The organism is Pseudoalteromonas sp. PSi26 (assembly GCF_054960575.1).
Map to the genome: position 1 here is coordinate 173,683 of NZ_JBHNYT010000005.1, position 12,573 is coordinate 186,255.

Sequence of the window (12,573 nt, forward strand, 5' to 3'; positions counted from 1 at the left end):
TTACTTTTTATTTACAGCGCTGTGCGCCTATTTAAAGCAGACATAATGGGTGTTGCTTTTATGTCACTTGATTCAACGGTTTTCTGTAGGTGTGTTTCGATAACCTGTTTAAGTGTTTCAGGTTTAGTACGCGGTGCATAGCGTGCGACTAATTGCCCCTGTGAGTTAATTAAAAATTTTGTGAAATTCCATTTCACTGCACGGTTTTGTGAAATACCACGGGTATGGCATTTTAAATAGCTAAATAAAGGGTGAGCGTCTGGGCCATTGACCATAACTTTACCAAATACTTTAAACGAAACACCAAACTGCATTTGGTAAAAATCTCTGATAGCCAAATTATCAAGTGGCTCGTTTTGCCCAAACTGGTTACATGGGAATGCAAGTACCGTAAAGCCACGATGCTTGTATTCTTGGTACAGCTTTTCGAGAGCATTTAATTGCATTGAAAAACTACATTTACTGGCTGTATTGACAATGAGTACGGTTTTGCCTTTTAACTCGCTTAAAGAAAAATTCTCACTGTTATAAAGTGGTGCATTAAACTGATAAATACTATCCATTGGTTACCTACTTAATTTCCAATTGGTGGAAATTTTATAAAGACTTTCATTCGCTTTTTTGTTGGCCGGTTGACATAATCGAGACCTAGTTTCTAAGTTAGCAGTTAAATAGGTCATTTTTATGTCAATGAAAGTCGCATTTATAGGTTTAGGCGTAATGGGTTACCCAATGGCGGGGCATTTAGCCAATAAAGGGCATAGCGTATGTGTATTTAATCGTACGCAATCAAAGGCGCAAAGTTGGGCTGAACAATACAAAGGAAGCGTTGCAGATACCCCACGCGAAGCTGCTCAAGGCGCTGATATTGTATTTATGTGTGTGGGTAACGACGACGATTTACGTTCTGTAGTTTATGGTGACAATGGCGTTTTGGCGGGTATGTTACCGCATACCATATTAGTTGATCACACAACAACCTCTGCAGAAGTTGCCCGCGAAGTAGCTGCAAAAGCGGCGCTGCAAAATATTGACTTTATCGATGCGCCAGTGTCTGGCGGACAAGCCGGTGCAGAAAATGGCGTTTTAACGGTAATGGCTGGTGGCAATGAAGCTGTATTTGCAAAAGTACAGCCTGTAATGGCGGCGTTTAGCCGTTTCAGCCAATTGTTAGGCAGTGTAGGCTCGGGCCAGCTTTGTAAAATGGTTAATCAAATTTGTATTGCCGGCGTAGTGCAAGGTTTAGCCGAGGGCTTACATTTTGCTAAGCAAGCAGGGCTTGATGGTGAAAAAGTAATTGAAACCATTTCTAAAGGTGCTGCAGGGTCGTGGCAAATGGAAAACCGTTACAAAACAATGTGGGCAGGCGAATACGAGTTTGGCTTTGCGGTAGATTGGATGCGCAAAGATTTAGGCATTGCGCTTGATGAGGCTAAAAACAACGGCGCAACGTTACCAATGACTGCAACGGTCGATCAATATTACGCTGATGTGCAAGCGCTTGGCGGCGGCCGATACGACACTTCAAGCCTACTTGCACGAATAGAGGCGCTGCATAAAAAATAATGTAATTAAAGTGAATGATTCACAAAGAGAATATGAGGCGCTGCGCTTTTAGAGGAAGTGATTAGGCAAAGTTATTATTGGCTTATGTTTTATCATTTACTCCTCATTATCTTTTCTTTGTGGGTTGTGTTTTATTTTAGCAATTAAAAGCTTCGCTTTTCACGTGAGCAATCTTTACGCCTACCGCGCTGGTTTAGATGTGGGTTTACTTGTGGACGCGAAGCTTGCGTGATGGGCAAAGCCCGTAAAGTGATTTATTTACGAAGAGGGTAAGAGGCGCTGCGCTTTTAGAGGGAAAGATTAATTAAAAGCTGTTTGTGGCTTATGTTTGCTCATTTACTCCTCATTTATTCCTCTTTGTGCAAATGTTTTTATCTTAAAAGCTACGCTTTTCACGTGAGCAAGCTCTACGTCTACCGCGATGGTGTAGATATGGGTTTTACTTGTAGACGCGAAGCTTGCTTGCGTGATGGGCGAAGCCCATAATAATTTAAACAAAAACGCGACGCTTTAGTAATTAAAGCGTCGCGTTTTTATATGCGCTATATAAATAAATTTAAAGCAAATTACATGCTCTGCGCGTAGTTATATAGCGCCTTTAAAATGGTGAGGTTCTTTTCGCTGTCGTCGTGTTCATGGGCCAAGTTTTCAAGGGTGATCATAAAATCTTGTGCGCTAATTGAGGGTTGATCTTCCCCGTGCATTAACTTGTTTTGGCAATACTGGCGCCATTGATCAAGCTCTTGCTGGTTGAGCGTTTCTGGCCAGTTTCGTGCGCGGTATCTAAACAGTAATGTATTGAATTTTTTATCTTCAAAATCTAAATTTAAGCCTGCTAGTTCATCTGGCTTAGCATCGCGAATAATCGCAAATTTAGCTTTATCGGCGTGGCTTGTAAAGCCATCGTAAAGTAAGTAATCAACGTTAGTGGTCGCGCTGTAATCGCCTTTTTCGTTAAACACCTCGGTGACTTTATCGCGAAGCTCGGTATTGGCTTTTAAAATAGCTAAATTAGCCAGGCATTGCTCGCGGTCAATGCCTAAACGGGCTGCGTTTTCAGGTAATAACGTTTTAGCAGGCGCTAAAATAGGGCACTTGTTTAAATGCACCAGTTTTAAGCCAACAGGTAAGTCACCCTCGACTAAATCAACGCGTTTTGTGTATAAACGTTTACGTAACTCTTCTACGTTTAAATCAAGCAATACTTGCGGGTTTTGGGTTAAATCAAAACATATAACGGCGTTTTTATTTACCGGATGAAAGCTCATAGGCGCCACCCACGTTGTACAACCTTGCGTTGCAGGAATACGCGATGATGTGTGTACCAGCGGCGTCATGTTAAATACATCAACCAACTCGCCAAGCGCTTTTTTATTCCGCAGCCCAAAAAAGAAGTTATAGAGCTTAGGCTGTTTTTCTTTTATTAGCTTAGCCAGTGCAATAGTGGCTGTCACATCGCTTAGCGCATCGTGCGCAGCGGCGTGTTCAATGCCATTAGCTACCGTTAAGTGCTCTAGTTTAAAGCTCGGGCTGCCGTCTTCTTTTAGCGGCCATTCAATACCCTCAGGGCGTAGCGCATAGCAAGCACGTACTAAATCAATAATATCCCAGCGGCTATTATTGTTTTTATATTCACGCTCGTACGGGTCGTAAAAGTTACGATAAAAGCTATAACGGCTAACTTCGTCATCAAACCGAATACTGTTATAACCAGCCACACAGGTGTTTGGCATACTAAATTCGGCATGAACTTTTGCTATAAACTCAGCCTCAACCAAGCCTTTTTTCATCGCCACTTGTGGCGTAATACCGGTAATTAAACATGCCTCAGGGTGGGGTAAGTAATCCGCTTGCGGCTTACAATATTCAATAAGCGGCTCGCCAATAATGTTTAAATCAAGATCGGTACGAATACCTGCAAACTGGCTCGGCTTATCTTTTTGAGGGCTCGCCCCCCAAGTTTCATAATCGTGCCAATAGATTGTTGCTTGATTTTGCTCTTGATATGCCATAGTAAACCCTGAGTAGTTAACTTAAAAACGCCTAAATATGCGCCAAGTTACTAAAATAATGAATTATTTAGATTATGGCATATGGGCGAGGGAGTTTATAGGGACCTTAATTTAAACTTTAGAAATTTTAACTATTGCCGCTGGAAGTCATATTTAATATCGCATAAGGTGTTTTTTAAATTAACTTAAGAAAAAAATATGATGAGAATACTTTTTACCGCAATCATTTTTTATTCGCTTTTCATCCCACACGGTTTAATGGCCAGTACGGCTATGGTTCAAATAAATGGCTTTGACGTTGAATACGAATTAGCAGGTGAAGGTAAACATACTATTTTACTTGAAGCGGGTGGTTCTGCTGGTTTAAGTGATTGGGACCCGGTTTTTGAATCACTTACCAAGCACGGTAAAGTTATACGGTATTCTCGTATTGGTAATGGTGGCTCTGCACAAATAAAGAGAAACTATAGCTCAGAAGAATACGCTGCTGAAGTTGTGTTATTACTCAAAGCACTGAAAGTAGAAGAGCCTGTTGTATACGTTGCCCATTCTTATGGTGCTTATATTGCGCGTGTATTTGCTGCAAAATACCCTAATCAGATTAAAGAGTTAATGTTAATTGAGCATGCATCAGAGCACGATGTAGATATTATGCGCGCAATTGATTTGCCCCGCGCTGAAAAAGAAATTGCTGCAATAAAGCTCGATGATATGAAAAATGGCATGTCGAATCAGTATTTAGATTTTTGGGCAAAACGCCCGCTACCTGATTACCCTCAAATTGCTGATATCCCCGTGACTGTTATCGCCTCCGTTAAAAAGTATAAAAAGCCATCTGTATTATTTTTTACCGACAAAGCGCGTGAAATGTGGGGCGACTTACATTCAAAGTGGGCTAATGCCTTTCCTCAAGGTGAAATAGTAATAACAAATAAAAGCTATCACTATCCACAAAGTGATGAGCCAGAAATGGTTGTAACCCAAATAGTTAAGTTACTTGAACGCACTCAATAAGTTTAAATTTTTGGTTGTTTTGATAAATATCAATTTTCGAAATTAATGGTCGGCATTAGACTAAAGTCTATAAGTTAGATTTCTTCACTTATTAGGTTTGTTTTTATCGTTTGTCGTTTTTATGGGAATTCTCTAAAGTTCAGTTGTCGGCAACAAGCACGACTTAACCAAACAGGATTATGACCATGAAAACTTTTATCAAAACTATCGCTCTTAGCTCTTTACTTACTTGTTCAGCTGTTGCAATGGCTGATCAAAGTGATTACAAATTAATGGTTATTGAAACTGCAACAGCGTCGCAGCCACTTGAGCAATCTTTTAACAGCTGTGCACTTAATGTTAAGTCAAAAAACTATGCACAAGCTGAAGAAGTTTGTACTAAAGCAATTGCGCTTTTAAAGGATGCTGACGCACCACGTTTTAAAGTACGCCAGCTTACTTCATACGCACTAAGTAACCGTGGTGTAGCGCGTTTGAAATCTAATAACGAAACAGCTGCATTAGCCGATTTGTACGAAGCTAACCAAATGTCTAACAGCACTATGGTATCGCACAACTTAAATCGCGCTAAAGAAGAGCTTTCTTTATAAGCTTTTAGCGAGCACATTTTAAAAAAAAGCCCCAGCTAGGTTTAACCTGCTGGGGTTTTTTTGTATCAGCATTATTGTAGTTTGTACGATTACGTTCTTATTGCTAAGAGTAATCGCATTACCCATAGTTTATTAAATGTAAGTACCTAAAAAAGTTGGTATATTTATAATGACGTTAGACTAAAGTCTATAGGTTAATTTTATTCACTTATTGAGTTTGTTTTTATCGTTTGTGAGGTTTGAGCTTTTACTCTAAAGTTAAGTTGTCGGCAACAAGCACGACTCACTTAATTAGGAAAGGCAAACCATGAAACGTACACTTTTAAAAACCATCGCTCTTGGCTCATTATTAACTTGCTCTGCAGCTGTAATGGCTGATTCAAGTGACTATAAATTAATGGTTATTGAAGCGCAAACTGCGCCGCAGCCACTTGAGCAATCGTTTAACAACTGCGCACTGAATGTTAAGTCAAAAAACTATTCACAGGCTGAAGCTATTTGTACTAAAGCTATCGCACTTTTAAAAGATGCAGATGCACCTCGATTTAAAGTACGCCAGTTGACTTCATTCGCGTTAAGCAACCGCGGTATAGCGCGTTTAAAAGCGAACAACGAAACAGCTGGTCTTGCTGATTTATACGAAGCTAAATCAATGTCTAACAGTACAATGGTGTCGCACAATTTAACACGTGCTAAAGAAGAGCTTTCTTTATAATAAGTATTATCATAGAGAAAAAGCCGATGTGAGAGTGATCTTGCATCGGCTTTTTTGTGTTTACTGTTTTTTAAAGTGCTCATTACCTATTCATCATTGCGGGTTAATAATACATTTAATTGTTTAACTCAAAGCAGAGTCCTATTTTGAAGCCCATAAAAATATTACTACTCACCTTAGTCATTATTATATTAACCCTAGTACTCGCCGTGTTTGCTTTGCCTGAAAAAATAGCTAATCCCGTATTGGGGGCAACACTCAACGATTGGAATCATACTACTTTTTGGTATGAGCCATGGGGTAAGTCAGGGGTTCATAAAGGTATTGATATTTTTGGTAAGAAAAATACGCATGTTGTTGCACCCGTTAACGGGCTTGTTGTGTTTAGTGGAGAGCTTAAAAGAGGCGGTAAGGTGGTTGTTATACTTGGGCCTAAATGGCGAATTCATTATTTAGCACATTTAAGTAACTACACTGTAAGTGAAGGTGACGTTGTAAAGCTAAATGAAAATATTGGCTTACTGGGTAGCACAGGAAATGCAGTAGGTAAGCCACCTCATGTTCATTATTCAATTGTGTCTTTATTTCCACTACCTTGGCTTGCAACAAGTGAAAGCCAAGGTTGGAAAAGAATGTTTTATATCAACCCACATACAAAACTGATTAGTCGGTAATGGGCAGTGGCAAGTCACCGCGCTAAATGTTAGTTATTGAATAGCGACGGCAAGCTGGTGGTAAAGGCCAATACCTACTATTACATTGAACGGAAAAGTAACACCCAGCGAGCTAAGCATGGCAAGGCCTATATCGGCTTTGGGAATAGCGGCTTTGATTGCTGCAGGTGCAGCAATGTAAGAGGCACTGGCTACTAGGCTACCTAGTATAACCACTGAACCAAGTTCTAATCCTAATACAGTACCTACGCCCACACCTACTGTGCCTAAACATAACGGGGTAATAATAGCAAAAGTCGCTAATTTCCAATGTTGCCATGGGAAAGGGCGCAGTGTTTGTGCAGCAACTAATCCCATTTCTAGTAAAAATAAAGCGAGCACTACTTTAAAACTGCTTGTTAATAAGCTGGTAACCTGGCTGCCTTGCGATGTGCCGTACATCATGCCAATAATTACACCACCCACTAATAAAATAACACTTTTGTTAGTGAGGGTTTCGTGCCAGAGCGCTTTTAATGAGAGAGTACGTGTTTGGCCTGTTTCTTTATCAAGCTTGCGGTAAAGCAATAAGCCAACAATAATAGCGGGAAGCTCTAGCATAACTAAATAGAGCGTTACTTCAGCGCCAACGGCTAAATTTGCAGATTCGGCATACGCCAATGCAACTGCGAACGTACCTGCACTCACCGAACCATAATGCGCCGCAATACTGGCGCTGTTAGCCACCGATAATTTAATAACATATTTTAAAATGGGGTACAGCATTAGCGGAATAAGTGCACCTAATAGCATCACTGTGCCCATTTCTGGTAGTAGTTGCCAGCTTAAATTGCCGTGAAGTACCATGCCGCCTTTTAAACCAATAGTTAGCATGAGTAATAAGCTTAGTGTTTCATAGGTTGCTTTAGGGATGGTTAAATCAGAGCGTAATATTCCCGCTACTAACCCTAAAATAAAAAACATAACAACTATATCAGGCACAACTTTTCCTTTTAAATATTAAATTAAGTAGCGCTATTGTATTTAAAACTTTGTATAGTAAATAATAAAATAAATACTAGTTAGGTATAGGTAATTATCTATAGGTGGTAATTGTGGATTTACGACATATTTCATTTAGGTTGCTCGAAGTGTTTATGAGTGTAGTAAAAACAGGCTCAATTAGTGAAACCGCGAGGCGATTGCACTTAACTCAGCCCACTGTATCGCTGCAAATTAAACGCTTACAAGAAGCCGTAGCTGAGCCGTTAATGGTTATGCATCACCAAAAAATGCATGTGACCGAAGCTGGACTTGAGCTATATAAAACGTGTCAGCAAGTATTTGGCCATTTTGAAGATTACCAAGACTTTTTAACAGAACTAAATGGTGGTGAGCGAGGTAGGTGTAAAATAGCCATGGTCAATACCGCACAGTATATTTTGCCTAAGTTATTGGGACCTTATAGTAATTTACACCCGCATGTAGAGCTTCCACTTGAAATTGGTAACCGTGCAGCAGTGCTAAACCGATTTGAGCGTGGTGAAGACGATATTTACGTATTCAGCCATCCTCCATCGCTTGAACATGCGCAAGCTGCACGTTTTTTACATAATCCGCTTGAGTTTATTGTGCCGGTTAATCATCCGCTTGCACAAGTAGAGTCAGTAAAGCTCAGCGACTTAATGCAGTACCGATTTTTATTACGTGAAAATGGCTCGGCAACGCGCATGTTATTTGAAAGCGAGCTACAAAGCCGTGGTTTAGTACTGAGTGATTCAGTGCAAATGGCCAGCAACGAAGCAATTAGAGTTGCGGTGTCGTCGGGTATGGGAATAGCCGTTTTATCTCGCCATGTACTCGCAAAAGACGATGCAAGCTTTAAGGTATTAACTGTTACCGATACTCATTTAGCTAGCCATTGGTATTTTGTTATGCGAACCGACAGGCATATATCGCATGCTGCGCGAAACTTTTTAAAATTTGCACAGCAACATTTAGAGCAATACCTCGATTCGCAGTGGGTACGAAACGAGTTAGAAAATTTGCAACTAAATTAATTTATATCCGGGGTTGAGTCTCTTAAAATTAGCTTAGGCTCAAACACCTGAGTAACCTTTATGCCGCTTTTTTGATAAATATCTTTAAGCACTAAATTTGCTGCTGCACGGCCCATTTCGGGTACTGGGTTATCTATTGTGGTAAGCGTAGGGTAAAGGTAATTGGTAAAAATAACGTTATCAAACCCGATTATTGCTAAATCTTTAGGTAAATTAAAGCCATGCTCGCGGGCGTATTTCATTGCACCTGATGCCATTTCGTCATTGGCACACACAAGAGCCGTAATTTGCGCTTTATGTTGAATAAAATGACGCAGGCCATCGCTGCCACCGGTTTCTTTAAAGTCGCCCACATAATATAAGCTTTCGTCAAAGGTGAGGTTATATTCTGCAAGCGCCTTTTTGTGACCTTTTAAACGATCAGAGGCATCTTCTTTAAACTGTGGACCGGCAATATAAGCAATCTGTTTATGCCCTTTGTTAATCATAGCTTTTGTTGCAAGGTAGCCACCCATAACATTATCGAGACTAATGCAGTTTTGCTCTATTTCTTTAACGTAGCGACTCATTAAATAAATAGGGGTTTTACCTTTACTGAGTTCAATTAAATACTCGTTAGATACCGCTTCTACGTGAGCAATAATGGCGTCGCAATTACGGCTAATTAAAAATTCAAAACCGTTTTTTTCTTTTTTTTCATCACTGTGGCCGGGGGTAATAATCACGTGTTTACCCGCTATGCGTAATTGCTCTTCAATGGCTGACATCATTTGTCCAAAAAACGGGCCGTCTAACTCAGACACTAAAATGCCTACACTGTTAGTACGGCTCGATGCTAAAGAGCGTGCAATAGAGCTTGGCTGATAGCCTAGCTCTTTCATGGCTTCCAGCACCTTTTTTTTAGTTTTTTTACTTACGTAGTCGTTGTCGTTAAGCACCCTAGATACAGTTGATAAAGACACACCTGCCATTTCTGATACTTGATAAATAGTCGCCATTTATATCCTAGCTTGTACGCATTTGTTTTAAATGAAATTTATAAAACATAAATTGTGATTAAAGGTTAATTTACACATTACTGCGCCTAATTGCTAAATCTTCTGTTATTTTTTGGGTTATTGCAGGTGTAAGCGGATAAATAAGCATCAACGCGGCACCTAAAAAAGCAAAAGCAGCAGGGATCCAGCTCATTAGTAACTGCATAGCGGGTAGGGCTTGGTTAATTGTAAGCTCATCCATACCGTTATAGCCATAGCCTGCAAGTACCACTAATACAAGTGCACCGGCAAAACCACCACCCGTTTTTTGCACAAAGGTACCTGCTGAATAAATAAGCCCAGTAGCACGGCGTTTATTTTTCCACTCTGAGTAGTCGGCAGAATCTCCCAGCATGCTAAAAAACAAAGTGGGCATCATAGCGGCAAAAAACTCAGCCGCGCAGCCAAACGTAAATACAGCGACAATATTATTGCTAGGCACCCAATAAAATGCAGTGGTTAGTAAGCCGCTTAGCAATAAAGATGCAATAAATAAATTGCGTTTGCCCATAATTTCAGCCAGCTTGCCTGTAGCAAGTGCACCAAAAATAGAGACTATTAATAAGGCAATAAAGTATTGGCCAGCCATGAGTTCATCAGCAACGTGGTACTTGAAGTAATAAGCAATAACACCGTATTTTATACCGTTAAACATCATGGTTAAAAAGCCAATACCCAATAAAACTAACCACGGTTTATTTGTTAGTAAATCGACCATATCGCGCTGCGAACCGGTTAGGTTTTGTTTATTAAGTAGTTTTTTTATAACAATAGTCATTGCCACCATAATTAAAGCAAAAAATAATCCGCTGTATAAATCGCGATAATAAAAAAACAGCGTTGTTGATAACAAAGGTAATATTATAAATGGCAGGTTTTTAGTTAAATCATATAGTTCAGATTTTAAACACCCTTGCTCTGAAGCTGGCGCTATTACACGCTCTTTAGTGCTTACAAAGGTAATACCCATAAGTGCAATAAGTAAACTTGCGAATAAGTACATAGTGAGTTGGTAGCCTTTGGCGTCATTACCGCCTCCAAAATAAGCGACAAGTTCCGGTAAAAAGCCCATTACTAATAATCCTCCACCAAAAGCGCCAGCAAATCTAAATCCTGATAGCTTGGTGCGTTCAGTATCGTTAGGGGTCATTACACCCATAAGTGCAGAGTAGGGTACGTTACTGACTGTATAAGCAAGTGTTAAACCAATATAAGTAACGTAGGCATAAATGAGTTTATTAGTTTCGCTAAAATTAGGTGTAGTAAAACATAGCACCATAAACAAACCCAAAAAGGGGGCAGAGTAGAGTATCCATGGCCTAAATTTTCCAAAGCGTGACTGCGTTCTATCGGCAATCATGCCCATAATTATATCGGTTACACCATCAGATAATCTAACCACTAAAAACAGCATAGCGGCCGCTGCAGCCGATATGCCAAAGGTGTCGGTATAAAATACCGCTAAATAGGCCAATGCGCCGCGCCATACTAAATTAGCACCCGCGTCACCCATGGCATAACCGACTTTTTCGTATAAAGGGAGTTTGTTCACAGTGTGTGTTCTTATTGTTATAAGCCGATAATTTATCGGCTTGTTATGAGTTTAGTGTACGCTTTACCACTGGCTTTAACAGTTCGTTTTTGTGTGTTGTAGTCTACGTGTACTATACCAAAGCGTTTTAAATACCCTTCTGCCCATTCAAAATTATCCATAAGACTCCACGCAAAGTAACCATTTACTTTAACGCCCTGTACTGTTGCATTATGTAGAGCGTTTAAATGTTCGTGATAGTAGTCAATACGATCGGTGTCTTTTACTTCACCGTTTTTTAATTCGTCAGCCATTGCTGCGCCGTTTTCGGTAATATAAATAGGCGGTAGGGTGTATTTTTCGTTTAACGATACAAGTAATTCTGTCAGTGCTTTAGGGTAAATTTCCCAGCCAATATCGGTCATTGGTGCTTTGTGTGGCAGTTCATGATAAAAATCTGTTTTACTTGCTTGATAATGCATGCGGGTATAAAAATTAACGCCTAAATAATCAAGTGGCTGTGCAATAATCTCCATATCGCCTTGTAAAATATCAGGGCGCTGGGCTTTAGGTAATTGGTTAATAATATCAGGATATTGACCTTGCATTACTGGCTGCATATACCATTGATTTATGTAGTCATCAGCAAATGCAGTGGCGTTTAAATCTTCTTCGCAACGGGTAACTGGGTAGCAAGGTGTAAAGTTAAGCACAATACCGTTGAGTGAATTAGGGCTATTTTTAGCAAGTACTTGCATCGCTAATCCGTGGCCAAGTAGTAAATGATGGGCAGCTTTTCTCCCGTATTCTCGCCCTACAATACCGGGGGCATGTACGCCAATTTCGTAGCCTAAATAAGAGCTACAAAATGGCTCGTTTAGTGTTGCGTAAGAATGTACTCGTTCACCAAAGGCTTGGGTAATTAAATCTGTGTAATGTGCAAATTCGTAAGCCGTGTTTCGGTTAAGCCAGCCGCCTTCGTCTTCAATATGTTGTGGTAAATCCCAGTGGTACAAAGTAACAAATGCTTTAATATTACGACGTTTTAGCTCATCTAAAATATCGGTGTAAAACTTAACGCCTTTAGGGTTTAAATGACCTGTTTTGGTCATTACACGCGGCCAAGAAATAGAAAGCCTGTAGGCGTCTACACCTAATGATTCAATTAAATCTATATCGTCTTGCCAACGGGTGTAATGCTCACAGGCAACATCACCATTTGAATTATCAGCAATTTTACCTTCTTTACTACAAAAGGTATCCCAAATGCAGGGGAGACGATCTGCTACGCCCCCCTCAATTTGAAAAGACGCTGTGGCCACACCATAAGTAAAGTGTTTGGCTAAAAGTGGTGAGCCACTAGGTAAAGATAATTGTTTCATTAAGCGAAAACCC

At 40.1% G+C, this 12,573-nt stretch carries 12 protein-coding genes; 6 read left to right on the forward strand and 6 right to left on the reverse strand.

What is annotated here, in order from left to right; all coding sequences use genetic code 11:
• Positions 1-11: 11 nt before the first annotated feature.
• Complete coding sequence (locus ACFI34_RS07340; RefSeq protein WP_462672980.1) at positions 12-563, reverse strand: glutathione peroxidase; 552 nt, start codon at positions 561-563, stop codon at positions 12-14.
• A 121-nt stretch (positions 564-684) separates the two neighbouring features.
• Between ACFI34_RS07340 and ACFI34_RS07345 the strand changes: the two genes are divergently transcribed.
• The gene (locus ACFI34_RS07345; RefSeq protein ID WP_462672981.1) at positions 685-1,566 is read left to right on the forward strand and encodes an NAD(P)-dependent oxidoreductase; all 882 of its coding nucleotides are present in this window, start codon (positions 685-687) and stop codon (positions 1,564-1,566) included.
• A 566-nt stretch (positions 1,567-2,132) separates the two neighbouring features.
• Here the strand turns inward: ACFI34_RS07345 and sbcB are convergent.
• Complete coding sequence (sbcB, locus tag ACFI34_RS07350) at positions 2,133-3,578, reverse strand: exodeoxyribonuclease I (RefSeq protein WP_462672982.1); 1,446 nt, start codon at positions 3,576-3,578, stop codon at positions 2,133-2,135.
• A 258-nt stretch (positions 3,579-3,836) separates the two neighbouring features.
• Between sbcB and ACFI34_RS07355 the strand changes: the two genes are divergently transcribed.
• The 4 genes from ACFI34_RS07355 (at position 3,837) to ACFI34_RS07370 (ending at position 6,571) form a co-directional block, all read left to right on the forward strand.
• Positions 3,837-4,592, forward strand: a complete 756-nt coding sequence (locus ACFI34_RS07355; RefSeq protein WP_462673060.1) for an alpha/beta fold hydrolase — start codon at positions 3,837-3,839, stop codon at positions 4,590-4,592.
• Between the two features lie 185 nt (positions 4,593-4,777).
• A complete protein-coding gene (locus tag ACFI34_RS07360) occupies positions 4,778-5,182 on the forward strand; it encodes a hypothetical protein (RefSeq protein WP_462672983.1) in 405 nt (134 codons plus the stop codon).
• A 307-nt stretch (positions 5,183-5,489) separates the two neighbouring features.
• The gene (locus tag ACFI34_RS07365) at positions 5,490-5,897 is read left to right on the forward strand and encodes a hypothetical protein (protein ID WP_462672984.1); all 408 of its coding nucleotides are present in this window, start codon (positions 5,490-5,492) and stop codon (positions 5,895-5,897) included.
• A 146-nt stretch (positions 5,898-6,043) separates the two neighbouring features.
• A complete protein-coding gene (locus tag ACFI34_RS07370; RefSeq protein ID WP_462672985.1) occupies positions 6,044-6,571 on the forward strand; it encodes a M23 family metallopeptidase in 528 nt (175 codons plus the stop codon).
• 33 nt (positions 6,572-6,604) lie between these two features.
• On the opposite strand, the gene ACFI34_RS07375 is transcribed toward ACFI34_RS07370, so the two are convergent.
• The gene (locus tag ACFI34_RS07375) at positions 6,605-7,552 is read right to left on the reverse strand and encodes a sodium-dependent bicarbonate transport family permease (protein ID WP_462672986.1); all 948 of its coding nucleotides are present in this window, start codon (positions 7,550-7,552) and stop codon (positions 6,605-6,607) included.
• A 113-nt stretch (positions 7,553-7,665) separates the two neighbouring features.
• On the opposite strand from ACFI34_RS07375, the gene ACFI34_RS07380 reads away from it, so the two are divergent.
• On the forward strand, positions 7,666-8,610 hold the full coding sequence (locus ACFI34_RS07380; protein WP_462672987.1) for a LysR family transcriptional regulator: 945 nt from the start codon (positions 7,666-7,668) through the stop codon (positions 8,608-8,610).
• On the opposite strand, the gene ACFI34_RS07385 is transcribed toward ACFI34_RS07380, so the two are convergent.
• From ACFI34_RS07385 to ACFI34_RS07395, 3 genes are all read right to left on the reverse strand, one after another.
• The gene (locus tag ACFI34_RS07385; RefSeq protein ID WP_462672988.1) at positions 8,607-9,608 is read right to left on the reverse strand and encodes a LacI family DNA-binding transcriptional regulator; all 1,002 of its coding nucleotides are present in this window, start codon (positions 9,606-9,608) and stop codon (positions 8,607-8,609) included. The two genes, ACFI34_RS07380 and ACFI34_RS07385, sit on opposite strands and share 4 nt — an antisense overlap.
• A 70-nt stretch (positions 9,609-9,678) precedes the next feature.
• Positions 9,679-11,199, reverse strand: a complete 1,521-nt coding sequence (locus ACFI34_RS07390) for an MFS transporter (RefSeq protein WP_462672989.1) — start codon at positions 11,197-11,199, stop codon at positions 9,679-9,681.
• Between the two features lie 32 nt (positions 11,200-11,231).
• A complete protein-coding gene (locus ACFI34_RS07395) occupies positions 11,232-12,560 on the reverse strand; it encodes a GH1 family beta-glucosidase (RefSeq protein ID WP_462672990.1) in 1,329 nt (442 codons plus the stop codon).
• Between the last annotated feature and the right edge of the window lie 13 nt (positions 12,561-12,573).

What these genes read in the sequence shown, in the direction of transcription:
- ACFI34_RS07340 (WP_462672980.1), bottom strand. Translation starts at nt 563, where the DNA reads ATGGATAGTATTTATCAGTTTAATGCACCACTTTATAACAGTGAGAAT.
- ACFI34_RS07345 (WP_462672981.1), top strand. Translation starts at nt 685, where the DNA reads ATGTCAATGAAAGTCGCATTTATAGGTTTAGGCGTAATGGGTTACCCA.
- sbcB (WP_462672982.1), bottom strand. Translation starts at nt 3,578, where the DNA reads ATGGCATATCAAGAGCAAAATCAAGCAACAATCTATTGGCACGATTAT.
- ACFI34_RS07355 (WP_462673060.1), top strand. Translation starts at nt 3,837, where the DNA reads ATGGCCAGTACGGCTATGGTTCAAATAAATGGCTTTGACGTTGAATAC.
- ACFI34_RS07360 (WP_462672983.1), top strand. Translation starts at nt 4,778, where the DNA reads ATGAAAACTTTTATCAAAACTATCGCTCTTAGCTCTTTACTTACTTGT.
- ACFI34_RS07365 (WP_462672984.1), top strand. Translation starts at nt 5,490, where the DNA reads ATGAAACGTACACTTTTAAAAACCATCGCTCTTGGCTCATTATTAACT.
- ACFI34_RS07385 (WP_462672988.1), bottom strand. Translation starts at nt 9,608, where the DNA reads ATGGCGACTATTTATCAAGTATCAGAAATGGCAGGTGTGTCTTTATCA.
- ACFI34_RS07395 (WP_462672990.1), bottom strand. Translation starts at nt 12,560, where the DNA reads ATGAAACAATTATCTTTACCTAGTGGCTCACCACTTTTAGCCAAACAC.